We start from the raw sequence: 20,159 nt of genomic DNA, 5'->3' as shown, positions 1-20,159 counted from the left end.
ATTAACAATAGAGTCAGGCCTTGCCGTTACAGCTTGACGGCAGAGTCGGGGGGCCGGTGACGCAGGCCACAGGCAAACAGCCCCGGGCTCTTAGCTCGGTCGATAAACGCGCACATTGGCATACCCCTCACTGAGCAAATGGTGGGCATGCAGGCGACTCATCACGCCTTTGTCGCAATACAGCAGGTACTGACGGCTGTTATCCAGTTCCTTGAAACGCGCGTTCAGTGCGTAGAACGGCAGCGTTTGCACGTCGATGCCGGCAATTTCCAGCGGCTCGTCCTCAGCGGAATCCGGATGACGGATATCGATGACGATCTGACCGGCCAGAGCCTCGCTGACTTCTTCGATCTGTACATCCTGGCCCAATTCATCGATCACGCGATCGATCGGCACCAGCTTGGCATTCTCGAGCGCACGCTCCAGAACCGCCATGTCGAATTCTTTCTCTTCATGCTCCACGCGGTGACGCTTGGCGTGGGTCTTGGGGTTCACCGAAATGACCCCGCAGTACTCGGGCATGTGCTTGGCGAAGTCGGCGGTGCCGATTTCTTCCGCCAGGTCGATGATGTCCTGCTTGTGGCTGGCGATCAGCGGGCGCAACACCAGCTTGTCGGTCACGCAATCGATCAGCGACAGGTTCGGCAGCGTCTGGCTCGACACCTGGGAGATCGCCTCGCCGGTCACCAGCGCGTCGATATGCAGGCGGTCGGCAATGCTCGACGCGGCCCGCAACATCATACGCTTCAATACCACGCCCATATGACTGTTATCGACTTTGCCGAGAATTTCGCCCAACACTTCCTCGAAGGGTACGCTCACAAATAGCACGCGTTGGGAGCTGCCGTACTTCTTCCAGATAAAGTGCGCAACTTCCATCACGCCCAATTCGTGGGCGCGCCCGCCCAGATTAAAGAAGCAGAAGTGGCTCATCAGGCCGCGACGCATGATCTGGTAGGCCGCCACCGTGGAATCGAAACCGCCGGACATCAATACCAGGGTCTGTTCCAGGGCGCCCAGCGGGTAGCCGCCGATGCTGTTGTGCTGGCTATGGATCACGAACAACCGTTGGTCGCGAATTTCGATACGCACTTCGATTTCCGGCGATTTCAGCGAAATTCCGGCCGCGCCGCACTCACGACGCAGTTTGCTGCCGACGTATTTCTCAACGTCCATGGAGCTGAACGGATGTTTGCCGGCACGCTTGCAGCGCACGGAAAATATCTTGCCTTCAAGCGAGTGGCCGAAGTGCTGCTTGCACTTTTCGGTGATGTCGTCGAAGTCGCCCAGCGGGTACTCATCCACCTGCAGGAAATGCGCGATGCCTGGCATGCAGCTCAGGCGCTCGGTCATGTCCTTCAAGGCCTTGGCATCGGTCACACGGGTTTCCAGCTCGAGATTGTCCCACACGCCGTTCACCACCACAGCCGGGTCCAGGTCACGGAGCACGGCACGGATGTTCTTGGCCAATTGACGGATGAAACGCGTCCGTACCGGTCGGCTTTTAATGGTGATCTCGGGGAAGACTTTAACGATTAATTTCATGGAAACAGCGCGCGCCGGGCCTGCTGAAAAAGGGGGGCGCGAATTATAGCGGAAATCGCTCAAGGTTTAACCAGTTAATATGCACTGCACTTTCGACGCACCAAAACAGGTCATTTTCTTGAGATAGCGCCACATTGCAGTGCGAGATTTATTGCATTTGAGCGAATTGCACCGTTATAGGGGCCATTTTGAGGCAAAAAGGCCATGTTGGCGCACTGGCATGCAATTTGCTCTCTTGTGAGGCAGGTTGCCATGGCGGACTATCCGCGCCGGCATCACCCACATTCTAAGGGCTAACTCCACTACCCAGCCCGAAGCCACCCGGAGGACACTATGTCGAAGTCGGTTCAACTCATCAAAGATCATGACGTTAAATGGATTGATCTGCGCTTCACGGACACCAAAGGTACTCAGCACCACGTGACCATGCCGGCGCGCGATGCGCTGGATGATGCTTTCTTCGAAGAAGGCAAAATGTTCGACGGTTCCTCCATCGCCGGCTGGAAAGGCATCGAAGCCTCCGACATGATCCTGATGCCGGACGACAGCACTGCCGTTCTCGACCCGTTCACCGAAGACCCAACCCTGATCATCGTCTGCGACGTGATCGAGCCTTCGACCATGCAGGGCTACGACCGCGACCCACGTGCGATCGCCAAGCGTGCCGAGGAATACCTGAAGTCCACAGGTATTGGTGACACCGTATTCGTAGGCCCGGAGCCAGAATTCTTCATCTTTGATTCGGTCAAGTTCAAGTCCGACATCTCCGGCTCCATGTTCAAAATCTTCTCCGAACAAGGTTCGTGGATGTCCGATCAGGACGTGGAAGGCGGCAACAAAGGCCACCGTCCAGGTATCAAAGGTGGCTACTTCCCAGTTCCGCCGTTCGACCACGACCACGAAATCCGTACCTCCATGTGCAACGCCATGGAAGAAATGGGCCTGGTCATCGAAGTTCACCACCACGAAGTGGCGACTGCCGGCCAGAACGAAATCGGCGTGAAGTTCAACACCCTGGTTGCCAAGGCTGACGAAGTTCAGACCCTGAAATACTGCGTACACAACGTGGCTGACGCCTACGGCCGTACCGCAACCTTCATGCCTAAGCCGCTGTACGGCGATAACGGTTCGGGTATGCACGTTCACCTGTCCATCGCCAAAGAAGGCAAGAACACCTTCGCCGGCGAAGGCTATGCCGGCCTGTCCGACACCGCCCTGTACTTCATCGGCGGTATCATCAAGCACGGTAAGGCCCTGAACGGCTTCACCAACCCGTCGACCAACTCCTACAAGCGTCTGGTCCCAGGCTTCGAAGCTCCGGTCATGTTGGCCTACTCGGCACGTAACCGTTCCGCTTCGATCCGTATTCCTTACGTATCCAGCCCGCGCGCGCGTCGTATCGAAGCCCGCTTCCCGGACCCGGCAGCCAACCCGTACCTGGCCTTCGCCGCCCTGGTAATGGCCGGCCTGGACGGTATCCAGAACAAGATCCACCCTGGCGACGCCGCCGACAAAAACTTGTACGACCTGCCGCCTGAAGAGGCCAAAGAGATCCCGCAAGTGTGTGGCAGCCTGAAGGAAGCCCTGGAAGAGCTGGACAAAGGCCGTGCGTTCCTGACCAAAGGCGGTGTATTCAGCGACGACTTCATCGACGCTTACATCGAGCTGAAAAGCGAAGAAGAAATCAAAGTACGCACCTTCGTACACCCACTGGAATACGAGCTGTACTACAGCTGCTGATCCGGTAGCGCTGCTTGATGTAGCGTGACGAAAAAGACCTCCTTCGGGAGGTCTTTTTTTTGCGTAGGATTCAGCTGAGCGGACACCTGATGCCCTACACGTTCACTGTAGGCGCGAGCTTGCTCGCGAAAAACGCCAGGCCCCCGCATTTCTTCAACATTTACGCGTTATCGTTAGCGACCTTCGCGAGCCAGCTCGCTCCTACAGGGGATCTCCTTTGAAATTTCGATTCGTGTTTGCCTTGATGTTTGTCAGTGCCGCCGCATCGGCCGCGCCGCCCACGCTTGAACCACTGCTCAATAGCATCGCCGAGCGCCTGGCCATCGCCGACCAGGTCGCCCTGAGCAAATGGGACAGCCACAAGCCGGTAGAAGACAAGAAGCGCGAACAAGAGGTGATCGCCAGCGTGGTCGCCCAAGCCCCCGGCTACAAACTGGACAGCGCCGCCGCCGAGCAATTTTTCTCGGCGCAGATCGAAGCCAACAAGCTGGTGCAATACACCCTGCTGTCCGACTGGCAGTTCCAGGGCAAGGCACCCGACGACCCGCGCCCGGATCTGGTGAAGCAGATCCGCCCGCAACTGGACGAACTGCAAAAACGCCTGCTCCGGCAACTGGCGGACTTCGCCCCACAACGCACCGACCCGCAGTGCCCGCAATGGCTGGCACAGGCCGTCCATGAACCGCAGAACGACCCGATGCGGCAACTGGCGATGATTCGCGCTACGGCCGAGCTGTGCATCTACAAAGGCTAAGGCTGTAAACCCGCTCCAGGAATGTGGGAGGGCTTGCTCCTTTCCACATTTGATTTGGATGAATTCGCCACTTGCTGAACAAGACGCGCAAAACCGCACTATATTGGTGCGCATGGCTGCACTCTTCCCCTCTGTCCAGCCCATTTTGGTTCGAAACTTCACGATCGAGCTGGCAGAACGCCACAGTTTCGCGCCTTAACCCCCCATTCCAGAGGTTTCGCGCTTCTTTTCGGAGCCTTGGTTTGGTTTTTGCATTTTCTCGGTATCAGCGTGAGCCTCAAGCCCGCGCCTTGCTCCAAAAGAGGTCCTGATGACCATCAGCGATGCACTGCACCGTTTGCTACTCGATAACCTGACCACCGCGACCATCCTGCTCAACGACGACCTGCGCCTTGAGTACATGAACCCGGCGGCGGAGATGCTCCTGGCGATCAGCGGCCAGCGCAGCCATGGGCAGTTCATCAGCGAATTGTTCACCGAGTCGGCCGAGGCCCTGAGCTCGTTGCGCCAGGCAGTGGAGCAGGCACACCCGTTCACCAAGCGCGAAGCGATGCTCACCGCCCTCACCGGCCAGACGCTGACCGTCGACTATGCCGTGACCCCGATCCTGAGCAACGGCGCCACCTTGCTGCTGCTGGAAGTGCACCCCCGCGACCGACTGCTGCGCATCACCAAGGAAGAAGCCCAGTTGTCCAAGCAGGAAACCAGCAAAATGCTGGTGCGCGGCCTGGCCCACGAGATCAAGAACCCCCTGGGCGGTATTCGCGGCGCGGCGCAATTGCTGGCCCGCGAGCTGCCGGACGAGCACCTCAAGGACTACACCAACGTCATCATCGAAGAAGCCGACCGCCTGCGTAACCTCGTAGACCGCATGCTCGGCTCCAACAAGCTGCCGTCCCTGGCGATGACCAACGTGCATGAGGTACTGGAACGTGTCTGCCAGCTTGTAGAAGCCGAAAGCCAAGGCTGTATCACCCTGGTACGCGACTACGACCCGAGCATTCCCGACGTATTGATCGACCGCGAGCAGATGATCCAGGCGGTGCTCAATATCGTGCGCAACGCCATGCAAGCCATCAGCAGCCAGAACGAGCTGCGCCTGGGCCGCATCAGCCTGCGCACACGCGCCCTGCGCCAGTTCACCATCGGCCACGTGCGCCATCGCCTGGTGACCAAGGTCGAGATCATCGACAACGGCCCGGGCATTCCCGCGGAACTTCAGGAAACCATCTTCTTTCCCATGGTCAGCGGCCGCCCGGACGGTACCGGGCTGGGCCTGGCCATTACCCAGAACATCATCAGCCAGCACCAGGGCCTGATCGAATGTGAGAGCCATCCCGGCCACACCACCTTCTCGATCTTTCTACCCCTGGAACAAGGAGCCCCATCGACATGAGCCGTAGTGAAACTGTGTGGATCGTCGATGACGACCGTTCTATCCGCTGGGTCCTCGAGAAAGCCTTGCAACAGGAAGGCATGGCCACCCAGAGCTTCGACAGCGCCGACGGGGTGATGAGCCGCCTGGCCCGCCAGCAGCCGGACGTGATCATCTCCGATATCCGCATGCCCGGTGCCAGTGGCCTGGACTTGCTGGCGCGCATCCGTGAGCAGCACCCGCGCCTGCCGGTGATTATCATGACTGCGCACTCCGACCTGGACAGCGCTGTCGCGTCCTATCAGGGCGGCGCCTTCGAATACCTGCCCAAACCGTTCGACGTGGACGAAGCGGTGGCACTGGTCAAGCGTGCGAACCAGCACGCCCAGGAACAGCAAAACCAGGAAGCCCCGCCCACCCTGACCCGCACCCCGGAAATCATCGGCGAAGCGCCGGCGATGCAGGAAGTTTTTCGTGCCATCGGGCGTTTGAGCCACTCCAACATCACCGTGTTGATCAACGGCGAATCGGGCACCGGCAAAGAACTGGTGGCCCATGCCCTGCACCGTCACAGCCCACGGGCGGCCTCGCCGTTCATCGCACTGAACATGGCGGCGATTCCAAAGGACTTGATGGAGTCCGAGCTGTTCGGCCATGAGAAAGGCGCATTTACCGGTGCCGCCAACCTGCGTCGCGGCCGCTTTGAACAGGCCGATGGCGGCACGCTGTTCCTCGACGAAATCGGCGACATGCCGGCCGACACCCAAACCCGCTTGCTGCGCGTTTTGGCGGACGGTGAGTTCTACCGTGTCGGCGGGCATACACCGGTCAAAGTGGACGTGCGCATCATCGCCGCGACCCATCAGAACCTGGAAACCCTGGTGCATGCGGGCAAATTCCGTGAAGACTTGTTCCACCGTCTGAACGTAATCCGCATCCACATCCCGCGTATGTCGGATCGCCGTGAAGACATCCCGACGCTCGCCCGCCACTTCCTCAGCCGCGCAGCCCAGGAGCTGGCCGTCGAACCGAAGCTGCTTAAAAGCGAGACCGAGGAATACCTGAAGAACCTGCCGTGGCCCGGCAACGTGCGCCAGTTGGAGAACACTTGCCGCTGGATCACGGTGATGGCGTCCGGCCGTGAAGTGCATATCAGCGACCTGCCGCCGGAACTGTTGAGCCTGCCGCAGGATTCGGCCCCCGTGACCAACTGGGAACAGGCGCTGCGCCAATGGGCCGATCAGGCCTTGGCACGTGGCCAGTCGAACTTGCTGGACAGCGCCGTGCCGGCCTTCGAACGGATCATGATCGAAACCGCCCTGAAGCACACCGCCGGCCGCCGCCGCGACGCCGCTGTGCTGCTGGGCTGGGGCCGCAATACCCTGACTCGGAAGATCAAAGAGCTGGGGATGAAAGTCGACGGTGGTGACGATGACGAGGGCGATGACGCCTGAATCTCAGCCCCACATTGCGTGCACCGCTTCAATGCACCATGAACCGGCATCGCGCACGATTCGAAAGCCCGTAAGCCTGGCTCTACTTGTGTTTTGAGACACTCGAAAAAACCAAAGCCCCGTATTCCGGGGCTTTGCGCTTTCTGGAAGATTTTTTCGGTACAGATTTCCAGTTCTGGCACGCGCCCTGCAATACCCCTGGTACTACCCAGTTTCGGGGACCTTGGTACAGGCAGGCCGAGAATCCCCTCTTTAACACCGAAGCCTTCGTGGCTTCACTCAGTTTTGGGAGCCCTGGTACAGGCAGGCCGGGAACTCCCTTCTTTACACCCGAGGCTTATGCGGCACAGCGCCCGCAGCAGCCGCCCGTTTTGGGGACCTTGGTACAGGCAGGCCGGGGATTCCCTCTTTTATTGCTCCTGGAGATGGATCTCCAATCGCCAGCGGCCATCGGCCTCATCCCCTTTCCACTCCCCGCGTAAGGGCCGAGCGGCCACCAGGTTCAGCAGCAAGCCGCCATCGGTCTTGCGCACGCGCCAGTTCACATCCTTGTCGTTGACCTTGAGTTGCCCCGCGGCGGCCTTGCCCTGGGCGTCGAACAGCAACGCCACGGTGCCGTCGATATGCTCGCCGTGCAACTTGGGTTCGCTGTTGAACCACACCACCAAGCCGTCCGCCTGTGCCTCTACCTGCTGCAACTCGACGGGATCGGACGTGGTCAGGCGGCCGATCATCAAGCCAATCATCAGTCCGACAATCGCCAAAGAGCCCATGACCCGCGGCAATAGCTTCGGCCTTGGGTCGTCTTCAGGGGTAGAATGCAGCGCATCTTTGCCTTCGGAGCCGTGCATGTTTCACGTCATCCTTTTTCAACCAGAAATTCCGCCGAATACCGGCAACGTTATCAGGCTGTGCGCCAACAGTGGCTGCCACCTGCATTTGATCGAACCACTGGGCTTCGACATGGACGACAAGCGTCTGCGCCGCGCCGGGTTGGACTACCACGAGTACGCCACCCTCAAGCGTCATGCTGACCTCGCCAGCTGCCTGGAAAGCCTGGGCCACCCGCGCCTGTTCGCGTTCACCACCAAAGGCTCGCGGCCATTTCATGATGCCAGCTTTGCCGAAGGCGACGCCTTCCTGTTCGGCCCGGAAAGCCGTGGCCTGCCGGCCGATGTACTCGACGCCCTGCCCGACGGCCATCGTCTGCGCTTGCCGATGCGTGAGGGCTGCCGCAGCCTGAACCTGTCGAATACCGTAGCCGTGGCTGTCTATGAAGGCTGGCGGCAACTCGGTTTCAAGTAATACACAAAACAAATGTGGGAGGGGGCTTGCCCCCGATGACGGAGTGCCAGTCGACACCTATGTGACTGGTCCACCGCTATCGGGAGCAAGCCCCCTCCCACTTTGGGTTCGAAATTACTGAACCGTCGACGAACCTTCCTGTTGCATGCGCTGCAGCTCTTGAGCGTACAGGGCATCGAAGTTCACCGGAGCCAGCATCAGCGCCGGGAACGAGCCACGGGTAACCAGGCTGTCCAGGGTCTCACGGGCATACGGGAACAGAATGTTCGGGCAGAAAGCACCCAGGGTGTGGCTCATTGACGCTTCGTCCAGGCCCTGGATCAGGAAGATACCGGCCTGTTGCACTTCAGCGATGAAGGCCACTTCGTCGCCGTTCTTGACGGTTACCGACAGGGTCAGCACGACTTCGTGGAAGTCGGCTTCCAGGGCTTTCTGGCGGGTGTTCAGGTCCAGCGCAACGCTTGGGGTCCATTCCTGACGGAAGATGGCCGGGCTTTTCGGCGCTTCGAACGACAGGTCACGCACGTAAATGCGCTGCAGCGAGAATTGTGGGCCTTGGGCTTCTGCCGCTTCGGTGTTCTGTTGGTCAGTCATCGCAGATCCTTCTTAATCTTGGGGTCTTTTAGGGTTTGGGAGTCAGCCGAGCAGCGCATCGAGCTTACCGGCGCGCTCCAGAGCGAACAGGTCATCGCAACCACCGATGTGCCTGGCGCCGATCCAGATCTGCGGCACGGACGTGCGCCCCGCTTTCTGGGCCATTTCGGCACGCACCTGAGGTTTGCCGTCGACCTTGATCTCTTCGAAGGCAACGCCCTTCTTCTCAAGCAGGGCCTTGGCCCGCATGCAGTAAGGGCACCAATCGCTGGAATACACGACAACCTGGCTCATATCACTTCACCAGCGGCAGGTTATCGGCCTTCCAGCTGCCGATACCGCCGGACAGTTTGGCGGCGGTGAAACCGGCCTTGAGCATTTCGCGGGCGTGGGTGCCGGCGTGCTGGCCTTGGGCGTCGACCAGAATGATGGTCTTGGCTTTGTATTTTTCCAACTCGGCCAGGCGTGCGATCAGCTTGTCCTGCGGAATGTTCAGGGCGCCAACGATGTGGCCGCCGGCAAAATCCTTGGCCGGGCGAATATCCACGACAACGGCTTCATCCTTGTTGACCAGCGCGGTCAGCTCCGACGTGCTCAGGCTGCGGCCACCGCGGCTCATTTCATGAGCGATCAGCAGCGCCAGCAGGATGACAAAGGCACCCGCGAGCAGGTAGTGGGCAGTGGCAAATGCAATCAGGTGATCAACCATCAAGGAGGTTCCAGGGCGTTAAAATGGCGGTAAGTATACACAGCCGCCAGGGGGGGCCAACCCCCGTAAAGCGGTGACGTGGTGGGAACTTCGCTTTAAACTGCCACTCCCTTTTCAATTGTCTTCCTTTATTAGCGCCACGAGAGGATCTATGACTACTACGCCTAAACCTTTGGTCCTGATAATTCTCGATGGCTTCGGACACAGCGAAAGCCACCACGACAACGCCGTGTATTCGGCCAACAAGCCCGTGCTGGACCGCCTGACCGCTACTGTGCCCAATGGCCTGATCTCCGGCTCCGGCATGGACGTGGGCCTGCCGGACGGTCAGATGGGCAACTCGGAAGTCGGCCACATGAACCTCGGCGCCGGACGAGTGGTATACCAAGACTTCACACGTGTGACCAAAGCGATCCGCGATGGCGAGTTCTTCGAGAACCCGACCATCTGCGCGGCGGTGGATAAAGCAGTCGCGGCCGGCAAGGCCGTGCACTTCATGGGCCTGCTCTCCGACGGTGGCGTTCACAGCCACCAGGATCACCTGGTCGCCATGGCCGAACTGGCCTTCAAGCGCGGCGCCGACAAGATTTACCTGCATGCCTTCCTCGACGGCCGCGACACCCCGCCGAAAAGCGCGCAATCGTCCATCGAACTGCTGGACGCCACCTTCGCCGCCCTTGGCAAGGGCCGCATCGCCAGCCTGGTGGGCCGTTACTTCGCCATGGACCGCGACAACCGTTGGGACCGCGTGTCCCAGGCTTACAACCTGATCGTCAATGGCCAGGCCGAATTCAACGCAGCCACCGCACAGGAAGGTCTGCAAGCTGCATACGAGCGTGGCGAGAGCGATGAGTTCGTCAAAGCCACCACCATCGGTGAGCCGGTGAAAGTGGAAGACGGCGATGCCGTGGTGTTCATGAACTTCCGGGCCGACCGTGCCCGCGAGCTGAGCCACGTGTTCGTCGACAAAGGTTTCAAGGACTTCGAGCGCTCGCGCCAGCCCAACGTCGAGTTCGTGATGCTGACCCAATACGCCGCCAATATCCCGGCCCCCTCGGCATTTGCGCCGGGCAGCCTGGAAAACGTGCTGGGCGACTATCTCGCGAAAAACGGCAAGACCCAGCTGCGCATCGCCGAAACCGAGAAATATGCCCACGTGACCTTCTTCTTCTCCGGTGGCCGCGAAGAGCCGTTCCCAGGCGAAGAACGCATCCTGATCCCGTCACCGAAAGTCGCCACCTACGACCTGCAGCCGCAAATGAGCGCGCCGGAAGTGACCGACAAGATCGTTGATGCCATCGACCACCAGCGTTATGACGTGATCGTGGTCAACTACGCCAACGGCGACATGGTTGGCCACAGCGGCAACCTGGAAGCAGCGATCAAAGCCGTTGAATGCCTGGACACCTGTGTCGGCCGTATCGTCGACGCCCTGGAAAAAGTCGGTGGTGAAGCGCTGATTACTGCCGACCATGGCAACTGCGAGCAGATGTCCGACGAATCGACCGGCCAGGCCCACACGGCACACACCACCGAACCGGTACCGTTCATCTATGTCGGCAAGCGCGACCTGAAAGTACGCGAAGGCGGCGTGCTGGCGGACGTGGCACCGACCATGCTCAAGCTGATGGGGCTGGAGAAGCCTAAAGAGATGACCGGGACGTCAATTCTGGTCTGATCTAGGCGTCATCACAAAACCAGTGTGGGAGCGGGCTTACTCGCTCCCACACTGGTTTGCGGCGTTTTTATAGATGTCTTTTTGCCATATGCCCGCCACTCGGCACCTATCTTGCCTTCCAGCCCGAATTGGGCGTTTTTTTTGCAGCGCTTGGCGGGCATACTAGGCCGTCCATTTCCCTGGTGTCGCCCGCCTCTATGCTTCGCGCCTTGATTACCCTTGCTCTTGTCTGCCTGCTCCAACCGGCGTTTGCCGATGAGCGCGCACAAACCCAACAACAGTTGGACGCTACGCGTCAGGACATTGCCGAGCTGAAAAAACTGCTCGGCAAGCTCCAGGAAGAAAAATCCGGCGTGCAGAAAGACCTGCGCGGTACGGAAACCGAGATGGGCAAGCTGGAGAAGCAGGTCCAGGAGCTGCAAAAAGAACTAAAGAAGAGCGAGTCGGAACTGGAGCGACTCGACGCTGAGAAAAAAAAACTCCAGAGCGCCCGGGTTGAGCAACAGCGCCTGATCGCGATCCAGGCCCGCGCCGCCTACCAGAGCGGCCGCCAGGAGTATCTCAAGCTGCTGCTCAACCAGCAGAACCCCGAGAAATTCGCGCGCACCCTCACCTATTACGACTACCTGAGCAAGGCACGCCTGGAACAATTGAAGGGTTTTAACGAAACCCTGCGCCAATTGGCCAATGTGGAACAGGAAATCGCCGACCAACAGTCACAGTTGCTCGACCAGAAAAGCGCCCTCGACACCCAGCGCGACCAGTTGGACAAGGTCCGCAAGGAGCGCCAACTGGCCCTGGCCAAGCTCAATGACGATGTCAAAGCCCGCGACGCCAAGCTCCAGGCACGCGAGCAAGACCAGGCCGACCTGGCCAAAGTGCTCAAAACCATCGAAGAAACCCTGGCACGCCAGGCACGCGAGGCAGAAGAGGCGCGGCAAAAAGCGCTGATCGCCCAGCAGGAAGCGGAAAAAAAGCGCCAGCGTGAGGCCGAACTGGCTGCCACGACGGACGCACCGGCGCCCCGCAAACCCGCGCATTCAGCACCTGGCCCACTGGTGTCCAGCGCGGGCGAATCGTTCGGCGGCCCTTTTGCTTCAGCCCGCGGCAAACTTCCATGGCCTGTTGATGGTCGATTGTTGGCACGCTTTGGGGAAACCCGTGGCGATGACACCCGCGCCAAGTGGGATGGCGTGATGATCAGCGCCTCTGCCGGCAGCCAGGTGCACGCCGTCCACGGTGGCCGCGTGGTGTTCGCCGATTGGCTGCGCGGTGCCGGTTTGCTGGTGATTCTTGACCACGGTAATGGCTATTTGAGCCTTTATGGCCACAATCAGACTTTACTCAAGTCGGCAGGTGATGTTGTAAAAGCCGGTGAATCCATCTCCACTGTCGGTAACAGTGGTGGCCAGGACACCCCGGCGCTGTACTTCGCTATTCGTCAGCAGGGCCGCCCAAGCGATCCTGCACAATGGTGCCGTTCCCAAGGATAGGGCCGCATCTACATTAGGAGTTCGTTCGACATGCTGCATTTGTCCCGCCTCACTTCGCTGGCCCTGACGATCGCCCTGGTGATCGGCGCGCCTCTGGCTTTTGCCGACCAGGCCGCACCGGCTGCACCTGCCGCCACGGCTGCGACCACCAAGGCGCCGCTGCCGCTGGACGAGCTGCGTACGTTTGCAGAGGTCATGGACCGGATCAAGGCAGCCTATGTCGAGCCCGTAGACGACAAGACCCTGCTGGAGAATGCCATCAAGGGCATGCTCAGCAACCTCGACCCGCACTCCGCCTACCTCGGCCCCGAAGATTTCGCTGAGCTGCAGGAAAGCACCAGCGGCGAATTCGGCGGCCTGGGCATCGAAGTGGGTGCCGAAGACGGCCAGATCAAAGTGGTGTCGCCGATCGACGATACTCCGGCGTCCAAGGCCGGGATCCAGGCCGGCGACCTGATCGTGAAGATCAATGGCCAGCCGACCCGTGGCCAGACCATGACCGAAGCCGTCGATAAGATGCGCGGCAAGCTCGGCCAGAAAATCACCCTGACCCTGGTACGCGACGGCGGTGCTCCGTTCGATGTGACCCTGGCCCGCGCGACGATCACGGTCAAGAGCGTGAAGAGCCAGTTGCTGGAGTCGGGCTACGGTTACATCCGTATCACCCAGTTCCAGGTCAAGACCGGCGACGAAGTAGCCAAGGCCCTGGCCAAGCTGCGCAAAGACAACGGCAAGAAGCTCAACGGCATCGTGCTCGACCTGCGCAACAACCCGGGCGGCGTGCTGCAGGCGGCAGTGGAAGTGGTCGACCACTTCATCACCAAGGGTCTGATCGTTTACACCAAAGGCCGTATCGCCAACTCCGAGCTGCGCTTCTCGGCCACCGGCAATGACCTGAGCGAGGGCGTGCCGCTGGCGGTGTTGATCAACGGCGGCAGCGCCTCGGCCTCGGAAATCGTCGCCGGCGCCCTGCAGGACCAGAAGCGCGGCGTGCTGATGGGCACCACCAGTTTCGGCAAAGGCTCGGTGCAAACCGTATTGCCGCTGAACAACGAGCGTGCACTGAAGATCACCACGGCGCTGTACTACACGCCCAATGGTCGCTCGATCCAGGCCCAGGGCATCGTCCCGGACATCGAGGTGCGTCGGGCCAAGATCACGAACGAGACCGACAGCGAGTTCTACAAGGAAGCCGACCTGCAAGGTCACCTGGGCAATGGCAACGGCGGCGCAGACCAGCCTACCGGCAGTGGCGCGAAGGCCAAGCCGATGCCGCAGGACGACGACTATCAACTCGCCCAGGCGCTGAGCCTGCTCAAGGGCTTGAGCATCACCCGCAGCCGTTGATATGCGTTTTGCTCTGATCATCGCTGTACTGTGCAGCCTGGCAGGCGTCGCCCACGCGACACCTGCGGGCGAGCCACACAAAGCCTACCTGACCTTGATCATTGACGACCTGGGGCAAAACCTGCCCCGGGATCGTCGCGTGCTGGCCCTGCCGGGACCTGTGACCACGGCGATCATGCCCGACACGCCCCACGCCGCCGAATTCGCCCGCGAAGCCCACAAGGCCGGCAAGATCGTGATCCTGCATATGCCCATGGACCCGGCCACCGGCCCGTTTGCCTGGCACCCCGACCTGCCCATCGAAGAACTGGGCAAACGCCTGGACGCAGCCTTCCAGGCAGTGCCTTACACCGCCGGTATCAACAACCACATGGGTAGCCGCATGACCGCGCAGCCGGCCGCAATGGCCTGGTTGATGGCCGAACTGCAACGGCGCAACAAGTTCTTTGTCGACAGCCGCACCAGTGCGCAAACCGTCGCCGCCGCCGAGGCACAGAAGATCGGCCTGGCCAGTGTCTCGCGAGACGTGTTTCTCGATGACGAGCGCACCGAAGCCGCAATCACCACGCAACTGCAAACCGCGATCAAGCTGGCCCACAAGCAGGGTTCAGTGGTGATGATCGGCCACCCCTACCCGCAAACCCTGGCAGTACTGGAGCGGGAACTGCCCAAGCTCAAGGCCCAGGGTGTGGAGTGGATCGATATCAAGTTGATGATCAGCGTGCGCAGCAATCAAGCGATGGCCGGCCACGGAAAAAACGGCGCTTATTTACCCGCGCGTAGATAAGTACTGCCCGGCCAACCCGGCATTTTTCGATAGTGACGCCTCCCACTCATAGGAGAGCTTTCGAATGCCACATTTACAATTCAAGGACCTGCTCATCAGCTTCACCAGCGAATTCCTGCCGCTATGGAATGACCTGGGGTCCGGCGCTCACAAAGCGGTCAGCATGTGGCGCCCCAGCACCTCTGCCGACACCCTGGGCCAGTTTTTCCCCGTGGGTGACATCGCCACCGACAGCTATCGCAATATCAACCAGCGCAAGATCGTGGCCGTAGTCAGTGACGCCAACAAAGTTGACGGCACTGCATTGCGCTCGCCGGAAAATTATCAATTGGTCTGGAAAGACACGAACTCAGGCGCACGCACCGACTTTTCTCTATGGCGGCCGCTGGCACCTGAAGGTTACGTCGCCATGGGCCTGGTCTGCGGCGTCGGCTATGAGAAACCTTCACGCAATGCCGTGCGCTGCGTGCGCGCCGATTTAGTCATCCATGCAAAACCCGGCGATTTGATCTGGAATGACTACGGCAGTGGCGCATCCAAGGATTTCAGCGCCTGGTCGATCACGCCTCCGGACGCAGAGCCCGGAGAAATCTACCTGGCGCCCGGCACCTTTGTCGGCAATGCACGCTATGCCAAGCCTGATCTGCCGACCTATGCCTTGCGCCTGAATTTAACGGCGCAACTGGGCGAGCCATTAACCCCGCCCGCACTTACCGGTTACGAGCCGCCCACCGCAGAAGAGACACCGCCGGCCCCCCAGGAATGTGAACTGCCCTGGTTCTGCGTGAAAGACCCGGAGCTGAGTGCAAGCGAGCAACTGCTATCGTCGCCGACCTACCGACTGGAACGCACTGACCACCACCAATTGGCGGGTTTCGGGCACAACACCAGCGCCACCAGCCAGCCGTTCATGTGGACAGCGAGCAAAGGTGAGATCGGCGATTATTCACTCGCGCTGTCGGCAATCTCCCGCGTTTCGATGTGGCGGCATTGGTCGGCGAGCCTTCGCCCTTTCGAGTTGAGCTTCTCGGCAAACCTGGAGCCGGCGTTCACTCATACCCAGCGTTCGGCCAAAGGCTGGAATTATTCATCGCCACTGGAAATCATCACCTACATTCCAGCCCAAAAAGCCGTCGCGGCTTACCTGGTCCGAAGTGAATACCGCCTGCTGCGCCAGGACGGAAGCCAGGTGGCCGCCACCGTCAACTACATCAACGGCGATCACATTTACATGAGTGAATTTCCCGAAGATCAGGCGATATCCGCCGGCCTCCCGGAAAATGCGTCAGCCGAGGACAAGCCCGTGACCGCGGTGGAGCTTGAGAATGCCGCCGCACAAGTAGAACCGGTGCTAGAGGTAGCGGGCCATGACCTCGTCAATGAAACCCTCGCCCCGTAACTGATCCAATGCTGCCTGGAGCCTGGTCACCACCTCATCCGGCACATCCTTGTTCAGCGCCAGGTACAGTTGCGCGCTGTTGAAGCGCAGCACGGTCTTGAGTCCGGTCACACCGACCTGGCGCGCCAGGTAGCGCCCGGCGGGATCGCCGGTGGCCCACAGGTCGATCTGGCCCTCCAGCAGCTTTTGCGCGTTGTCCTGGTCGCGCAGTACGACTGACGGCTTGAGCCCCTGTTTTTCCAGGGTCTCGGCAATCGCATCGCCCTTATAAGCGCCAATCTTGTAATGGCGAGCATGCTCCAGGTCAGGCAGTTGGATCTTGCTGTCAGCCTTGGCCAACATCACCCAGTCGTCCGGGCCGATGGGGCCGACCCATTTGAACAGGCCTTCACGGTCCGGTAGACGCGCCATCACGAATACGCCGTAGCCGGGTTTCTCCAGGGCGAGTTTGTAGATCCGCTCCCATGGGAAACGCAGGGTGAGATTGTAGGAAATGCCGGCACGCTTGAAAGTCTCGCGCACAATGTCCACGGCGATGCCTTCGATGTTCTCGTCCCTGGCGAAGTTCTTGCCGTTTTTCGCCATGTTGTAGGGCGGGAAGTTTTCCGTCAGCAGCACCAGGGAGGCGTCGGCCGGCGCCTCGGCATTCGCCGAGCCGGCCAGCAGGACGGACAAGCCGGCGAGGGCGAGCAGCAGATGTTTGAACATGAAGGTTACCGGAATCCGTGGCAAGCGCAGAGAGTGCCCCGCGCCTGCCAGGGTGTCCAGCGGCGTTTAGCGAACGACGATACCGCGCGCCGCCATGTACGCCTTGGCTTCGGGAACAGTGTATTCACCAAAGTGGAAAATACTCGCCGCCAGTACCGCGCTGGCGTGGCCTTCGAGCACGCCGTCGGCCAGGTGCTGCAGGTTGCCGACACCGCCGGAGGCGATCACCGGAATGCCCAGCGCATCACTGATCGCACGGGTAACACCCAGGTCGAAGCCATTTTTCATGCCGTCCTGGTCCATGCTGGTCAGCAGGATTTCACCGGCACCCAGGCCTTCCATCTTCATCGCCCACTCCACCGCGTCCAGGCCGGTGGGCTTGCGGCCGCCGTGGGTGAAGATCTCCCAACGCGGGGTTTCGCCCGGGCCGGAAACCTTCTTGGCGTCAATGGCGACGACAATGCACTGCGAACCGAAGTGTTGCGCCGCTTCGCCGACGAACTCCGGGTTGAACACGGCAGCGGTGTTGATAGACACCTTGTCCGCACCCGCGTTGAGCAGGTTGCGGATGTCTTGCACGGTGCGTACGCCACCGCCCACGGTCAGCGGGATGAATACCTGGCTGGCCATGCGCTCCACGGTATGCAACGTGGTGTCGCGGCCGTCGACGCTGGCGGTGATGTCGAGAAAGGTAATCTCGTCGGCGCCTTGCTCATCGTAGCGACGGGCGATTTCCACCGGGTCGCCGGCATCACGGATGTTCTCGAACTTGACGCCCTTGACCACACGGCCGTTGTCGACGTCCAGGCAAGGGATGATGCGTCTGGCTAAAGCCATAGGCTTATCTCCGATAAGAGTTGCAAGCTTTGAGCTACAAGCTGCAAGTAGAAGCCAATCTGCTTTTACTTGCAGCTTGCAGCTTACGACTTGGAGCTGGCCGCGTAGCCATCACAAAAAGCTTGAGCTTCAGCCACGTCCAGCGTGCCCTCATAGATCGCGCGGCCGGTAATGGCGCCGATGATGCCAGGCGCCTTGGCGTCCAGCAGCGACTTGATGTCGCCCAGGTTGTGAATGCCGCCGGATGCGATGACCGGAATCTTCGTGGCCGCGGCCAACGCAGCGGTGAACGGCACGTTGCAGCCCTGCATCATGCCGTCTTTGGCGATGTCGGTGTACACAATGGCGGACACGCCGTCGGCTTCGAACTGCTTGGCCAGGTCGATCACCTGCACGGTGCTGATCTCAGCCCAGCCGTCGGTGGCGACGAAACCGTCCTTGGCGTCCAGGCCCACGATCACTTTGCCTGGAAACGCGCGGCAGGCTTCGGCCACGAAAGCCGGGTCTTTCACAGCCTTGGTGCCGATGATCACATAGCTCACGCCAGCCTTGACGTAGTGCTCGATGGTTTCCAGGGAGCGGATGCCACCGCCGATCTGGATCGGCAGGTTCGGGTAGCGCTTGGCAATTGCAGTCACCACCTCGCCGTTGACCGGCTGGCCTTCGAAGGCGCCGTTCAGGTCCACCAGATGCAGGCGACGGCAACCTCCTTCCACCCATTTGGCGGCCATGCTCACCGGGTCATCGGAGAACACGGTGGAATCTTCCATGCGGCCTTGGCGCAGACGTACGCAGGCGCCGTCCTTGAGATCGATAGCGGGGATAATTAGCATGCTTTTCCTTCGTCAAAGAGCTGCAAGCTGCAAGCTGTAAGCTGCAAGCAAGCACGCGTATCAATTCTTGCAGCTTGGGGCTTGACGCTTTCAGCTGCTCTTTTCAAGCGACCACAGGTCGCTTTCGATGCTTTCGAACCTTTCTTTAAGGAGCGTCTGCGTGTCGAAAATCGCCCGGTTGTAATAGTGCGGCGCTACTTCAGTGGTGAACAGCTCAAGAATCTCGGCCACCTCAAACGAGCCCAGCTTGAGCTCGAAGCGGTCTTCCATGAAGACCTTGATCTTGTGGTTTGCCTCACGCTCCTGTTCGGGCGTGAGGTTCAAGATCGGCGGTTTCGGCTTCCTGGCCATTTACCAGCGGCCATCCCAAACGGCGAAGTTCTGCAGCAATTGCAGGCCATGGGTATGGCTCTTCTCCGGGTGGAACTGCACGGCAAAGCGCGAACCCTCGGCCAGCGCGGCGGCGAAGTCGACGCCGTAATGCCCGCCACCCACCACCTGGCCGGGTTTACCGGCGGCAATGTAGTAGCTGTGCACGAAGTAGAAACGCGCCAGGTCCGGGATGTCATGCCACAGCGGGTGATCCACGGTCTGGCTGACTTCATTCCAACCCATGTGCGGGACTTTCAGGTGTTCGCCGTCTTCGTGCAGGTCCTTGCCGAAGAACTTCACCTGACCCGGGAACAGGCCGATGCAGTCGACGCCGTCGTTCTCTTCACTGCGGTCGAGCAAGGCTTGCATGCCCACGCAGATGCCGAGGAACGGGCGGTCCTGGCTGACTTCGCGCACCAGGCTGTCAAAGCCCAGGCGGCGGATCTCGGCCATGCAATCGCGAATCGCGCCTACACCAGGAAACACCACCCGGTCGGCTTCGCGAATCACGTCGGCATCGCTGGTGATCAGCACCTTGCCGGCACCCACGTGTTCGAGGGCCTTGGCCACCGAATGCAGGTTACCCATGCCGTAATCGATAACCGCGACCGTCTGCATTACAGGACGCCCTTGGTCGAGGGCATTTGCCCGGCCATGCGCTCATCCAGCTCCACGGCCATGCGCAGCGCGCGGCCAAAAGCCTTGAACACGGTTTCGATCTGGTGGTGGGTGTTGGTGCCGCGCAGGTTGTCGATGTGCAGGCTGACGAGTGCGTGGTTGACGAAGCCCTGGAAGAATTCCTGGAACAGGTCGACGTCAAAGCCGCCCACGGTGGCGCGGGTGTAGGGCACGTGCATCTGCAGGCCTGGGCGGCCGGAGAAGTCGATGACTACGCGCGACAGCGCTTCATCCAGCGGGACATAGGCGTGGCCGTAGCGACGGATGCCTTTTTTGTCGCCGATGGCCTTGGCAAACGCCTGGCCCAGGGTGATGCCCACATCTTCCACTGTGTGGTGGTCGTCGATATGCAGGTCGCCCTTGCTGACGATATCCAGGTCGATCAGCCCGTGACGGGCGATCTGGTCCAGCATGTGCTCAAGAAAAGGTACACCGATATCAAATCGGGCCTTTCCGGTGCCATCCAGGTTGATCGAGGCTTTGATCTGGGTTTCCAGAGTGTCGCGCTCGACGGACGCCTTACGTTCGGCCATCACCAGCTCCGCAAAATC

The 20,159-nt window shown here is 60.3% G+C and carries 21 protein-coding genes; 10 read left to right on the top strand and 11 right to left on the bottom strand.

Annotated features, from left to right (window positions below):
- Positions 1-90 precede the first annotated feature (90 nt).
- Positions 91-1,545, bottom strand: coding sequence for a tRNA uracil 4-sulfurtransferase ThiI (gene thiI / locus EXW71_RS23915; RefSeq protein WP_134660416.1), 1,455 nt, complete (start codon positions 1,543-1,545; stop codon positions 91-93).
- A gap of 333 nt (positions 1,546-1,878) precedes the next feature.
- Here thiI and glnA point away from each other — a divergent pair, with 333 nt between their 5' ends.
- The 4 genes from glnA (at position 1,879) to ntrC (ending at position 6,868) form a co-directional block, all read left to right on the top strand.
- Complete coding sequence (gene glnA, locus EXW71_RS23905; protein WP_024072899.1) at positions 1,879-3,285, top strand: glutamate--ammonia ligase; 1,407 nt, start codon at positions 1,879-1,881, stop codon at positions 3,283-3,285.
- 217 nt (positions 3,286-3,502) lie between these two features.
- Positions 3,503-4,039 carry a chorismate mutase gene (locus EXW71_RS23900; protein ID WP_134660415.1) on the top strand — a complete coding sequence of 179 codons (537 nt, stop codon included), beginning with the start codon at positions 3,503-3,505 and terminating at the stop codon, positions 4,037-4,039.
- Positions 4,040-4,349: 310 nt separating this feature from the next.
- Complete coding sequence (gene glnL, locus EXW71_RS23895) at positions 4,350-5,435, top strand: nitrogen regulation protein NR(II) (protein WP_024072896.1); 1,086 nt, start codon at positions 4,350-4,352, stop codon at positions 5,433-5,435.
- On the top strand, positions 5,432-6,868 hold the full coding sequence (ntrC, locus tag EXW71_RS23890) for a nitrogen regulation protein NR(I) (protein ID WP_123716269.1): 1,437 nt from the start codon (positions 5,432-5,434) through the stop codon (positions 6,866-6,868). The genes glnL and ntrC overlap by 4 nt, the downstream gene beginning before the upstream one ends.
- Positions 6,869-7,278: 410 nt before the next feature.
- Here ntrC and EXW71_RS23885 read toward each other — a convergent pair whose 3' ends face one another.
- Positions 7,279-7,719: a hypothetical protein gene (locus EXW71_RS23885; RefSeq protein WP_123716270.1), complete on the bottom strand. Its 441-nt coding sequence runs from the start codon at positions 7,717-7,719 to the stop codon at positions 7,279-7,281.
- On the opposite strand from EXW71_RS23885, the gene EXW71_RS23880 reads away from it, so the two are divergent.
- Complete coding sequence (locus tag EXW71_RS23880) at positions 7,718-8,173, top strand: tRNA (cytidine(34)-2'-O)-methyltransferase (RefSeq protein WP_034095446.1); 456 nt, start codon at positions 7,718-7,720, stop codon at positions 8,171-8,173. The two genes, EXW71_RS23885 and EXW71_RS23880, sit on opposite strands and share 2 nt — an antisense overlap.
- A 114-nt stretch (positions 8,174-8,287) precedes the next feature.
- Here EXW71_RS23880 and secB read toward each other — a convergent pair whose 3' ends face one another.
- From secB to EXW71_RS23865, 3 genes are read right to left on the bottom strand one after another with little or no spacing between them, the layout of a single operon-like run.
- Complete coding sequence (secB, locus tag EXW71_RS23875; protein WP_123716271.1) at positions 8,288-8,767, bottom strand: protein-export chaperone SecB; 480 nt, start codon at positions 8,765-8,767, stop codon at positions 8,288-8,290.
- 42 nt (positions 8,768-8,809) lie between these two features.
- Positions 8,810-9,061 carry a glutaredoxin 3 gene (grxC, locus tag EXW71_RS23870; protein ID WP_134660414.1) on the bottom strand — a complete coding sequence of 84 codons (252 nt, stop codon included), beginning with the start codon at positions 9,059-9,061 and terminating at the stop codon, positions 8,810-8,812.
- A gap of 1 nt (position 9,062) precedes the next feature.
- Complete coding sequence (locus tag EXW71_RS23865) at positions 9,063-9,476, bottom strand: rhodanese-like domain-containing protein (protein ID WP_123716273.1); 414 nt, start codon at positions 9,474-9,476, stop codon at positions 9,063-9,065.
- A gap of 151 nt (positions 9,477-9,627) precedes the next feature.
- On the opposite strand from EXW71_RS23865, the gene gpmI reads away from it, so the two are divergent.
- The 5 genes from gpmI (at position 9,628) to EXW71_RS23840 (ending at position 16,180) form a co-directional block, all read left to right on the top strand.
- Positions 9,628-11,154 carry a 2,3-bisphosphoglycerate-independent phosphoglycerate mutase gene (gene gpmI, locus EXW71_RS23860; protein WP_134660413.1) on the top strand — a complete coding sequence of 509 codons (1,527 nt, stop codon included), beginning with the start codon at positions 9,628-9,630 and terminating at the stop codon, positions 11,152-11,154.
- 197 nt (positions 11,155-11,351) lie between these two features.
- The gene (locus EXW71_RS23855) at positions 11,352-12,647 is read left to right on the top strand and encodes a murein hydrolase activator EnvC (RefSeq protein WP_123716275.1); all 1,296 of its coding nucleotides are present in this window, start codon (positions 11,352-11,354) and stop codon (positions 12,645-12,647) included.
- A 30-nt stretch (positions 12,648-12,677) separates the two neighbouring features.
- Positions 12,678-13,994, top strand: a complete 1,317-nt coding sequence (locus tag EXW71_RS23850; protein WP_123716276.1) for a S41 family peptidase — start codon at positions 12,678-12,680, stop codon at positions 13,992-13,994.
- A gap of 1 nt (position 13,995) precedes the next feature.
- Entirely contained in the window at positions 13,996-14,781 is a 786-nt protein-coding gene (locus EXW71_RS23845; protein ID WP_123716277.1) for a divergent polysaccharide deacetylase family protein, read from the top strand.
- Positions 14,782-14,845: 64 nt separating this feature from the next.
- Positions 14,846-16,180, top strand: a complete 1,335-nt coding sequence (locus EXW71_RS23840; protein WP_134660412.1) for a Vps62-related protein — start codon at positions 14,846-14,848, stop codon at positions 16,178-16,180.
- Here the strand turns inward: EXW71_RS23840 and EXW71_RS23835 are convergent.
- The 6 genes from EXW71_RS23835 to hisB form a co-directional block, all read right to left on the bottom strand.
- Positions 16,133-16,888 (bottom strand): ABC transporter substrate-binding protein, encoded by a 756-nt coding sequence (locus EXW71_RS23835; RefSeq protein ID WP_123716279.1) that lies wholly within the window; start codon positions 16,886-16,888, stop codon positions 16,133-16,135. The genes EXW71_RS23840 and EXW71_RS23835 overlap by 48 nt on opposite strands.
- 66 nt (positions 16,889-16,954) lie before the next feature.
- A complete protein-coding gene (gene hisF / locus EXW71_RS23830) occupies positions 16,955-17,725 on the bottom strand; it encodes an imidazole glycerol phosphate synthase subunit HisF (RefSeq protein ID WP_123716280.1) in 771 nt (256 codons plus the stop codon).
- 83 nt (positions 17,726-17,808) lie between these two features.
- On the bottom strand, positions 17,809-18,558 hold the full coding sequence (gene hisA, locus EXW71_RS23825; RefSeq protein ID WP_123716281.1) for a 1-(5-phosphoribosyl)-5-[(5-phosphoribosylamino)methylideneamino]imidazole-4-carboxamide isomerase: 750 nt from the start codon (positions 18,556-18,558) through the stop codon (positions 17,809-17,811).
- 90 nt (positions 18,559-18,648) lie between these two features.
- Positions 18,649-18,909 carry a DUF2164 domain-containing protein gene (locus EXW71_RS23820; RefSeq protein WP_134660411.1) on the bottom strand — a complete coding sequence of 87 codons (261 nt, stop codon included), beginning with the start codon at positions 18,907-18,909 and terminating at the stop codon, positions 18,649-18,651.
- Complete coding sequence (hisH, locus tag EXW71_RS23815; RefSeq protein ID WP_134660410.1) at positions 18,910-19,548, bottom strand: imidazole glycerol phosphate synthase subunit HisH; 639 nt, start codon at positions 19,546-19,548, stop codon at positions 18,910-18,912. It abuts the gene before it with no gap.
- Complete coding sequence (gene hisB / locus EXW71_RS23810) at positions 19,548-20,141, bottom strand: imidazoleglycerol-phosphate dehydratase HisB (RefSeq protein WP_017849940.1); 594 nt, start codon at positions 20,139-20,141, stop codon at positions 19,548-19,550. Before hisB ends, hisH begins: the two co-directional genes overlap by 1 nt.
- Between the last annotated feature and the right edge of the window lie 18 nt (positions 20,142-20,159).

The organism is Pseudomonas sp. BCA17 (assembly GCF_004519405.1).
Lineage (GTDB): Bacteria > Pseudomonadota > Gammaproteobacteria > Pseudomonadales > Pseudomonadaceae > Aquipseudomonas.
Note: the sequence above shows the minus strand (reverse complement) of the source record. Positions and strands in the feature narration are given on the sequence as shown.

Excerpts from the sequence above, each read along its gene's own strand:
- thiI (WP_134660416.1), bottom strand. The coding sequence starts at position 1,545 with ATGAAATTAATCGTTAAAGTCTTCCCCGAGATCACCATTAAAAGCCGA.
- glnA (WP_024072899.1), top strand. The coding sequence starts at position 1,879 with ATGTCGAAGTCGGTTCAACTCATCAAAGATCATGACGTTAAATGGATT.
- glnL (WP_024072896.1), top strand. The coding sequence starts at position 4,350 with ATGACCATCAGCGATGCACTGCACCGTTTGCTACTCGATAACCTGACC.
- ntrC (WP_123716269.1), top strand. The coding sequence starts at position 5,432 with ATGAGCCGTAGTGAAACTGTGTGGATCGTCGATGACGACCGTTCTATC.
- EXW71_RS23880 (WP_034095446.1), top strand. The coding sequence starts at position 7,718 with ATGTTTCACGTCATCCTTTTTCAACCAGAAATTCCGCCGAATACCGGC.
- EXW71_RS23885 (WP_123716270.1), bottom strand. The coding sequence starts at position 7,719 with ATGCACGGCTCCGAAGGCAAAGATGCGCTGCATTCTACCCCTGAAGAC.
- secB (WP_123716271.1), bottom strand. The coding sequence starts at position 8,767 with ATGACTGACCAACAGAACACCGAAGCGGCAGAAGCCCAAGGCCCACAA.
- grxC (WP_134660414.1), bottom strand. The coding sequence starts at position 9,061 with ATGAGCCAGGTTGTCGTGTATTCCAGCGATTGGTGCCCTTACTGCATG.
- EXW71_RS23865 (WP_123716273.1), bottom strand. The coding sequence starts at position 9,476 with ATGGTTGATCACCTGATTGCATTTGCCACTGCCCACTACCTGCTCGCG.
- gpmI (WP_134660413.1), top strand. The coding sequence starts at position 9,628 with ATGACTACTACGCCTAAACCTTTGGTCCTGATAATTCTCGATGGCTTC.
- EXW71_RS23855 (WP_123716275.1), top strand. The coding sequence starts at position 11,352 with ATGCTTCGCGCCTTGATTACCCTTGCTCTTGTCTGCCTGCTCCAACCG.
- EXW71_RS23850 (WP_123716276.1), top strand. The coding sequence starts at position 12,678 with ATGCTGCATTTGTCCCGCCTCACTTCGCTGGCCCTGACGATCGCCCTG.
- EXW71_RS23845 (WP_123716277.1), top strand. The coding sequence starts at position 13,996 with ATGCGTTTTGCTCTGATCATCGCTGTACTGTGCAGCCTGGCAGGCGTC.
- EXW71_RS23840 (WP_134660412.1), top strand. The coding sequence starts at position 14,846 with ATGCCACATTTACAATTCAAGGACCTGCTCATCAGCTTCACCAGCGAA.
- EXW71_RS23835 (WP_123716279.1), bottom strand. The coding sequence starts at position 16,888 with ATGTTCAAACATCTGCTGCTCGCCCTCGCCGGCTTGTCCGTCCTGCTG.
- hisF (WP_123716280.1), bottom strand. The coding sequence starts at position 17,725 with ATGGCTTTAGCCAGACGCATCATCCCTTGCCTGGACGTCGACAACGGC.
- hisA (WP_123716281.1), bottom strand. The coding sequence starts at position 18,558 with ATGCTAATTATCCCCGCTATCGATCTCAAGGACGGCGCCTGCGTACGT.
- EXW71_RS23820 (WP_134660411.1), bottom strand. The coding sequence starts at position 18,909 with ATGGCCAGGAAGCCGAAACCGCCGATCTTGAACCTCACGCCCGAACAG.
- hisH (WP_134660410.1), bottom strand. The coding sequence starts at position 19,548 with ATGCAGACGGTCGCGGTTATCGATTACGGCATGGGTAACCTGCATTCG.
- hisB (WP_017849940.1), bottom strand. The coding sequence starts at position 20,141 with ATGGCCGAACGTAAGGCGTCCGTCGAGCGCGACACTCTGGAAACCCAG.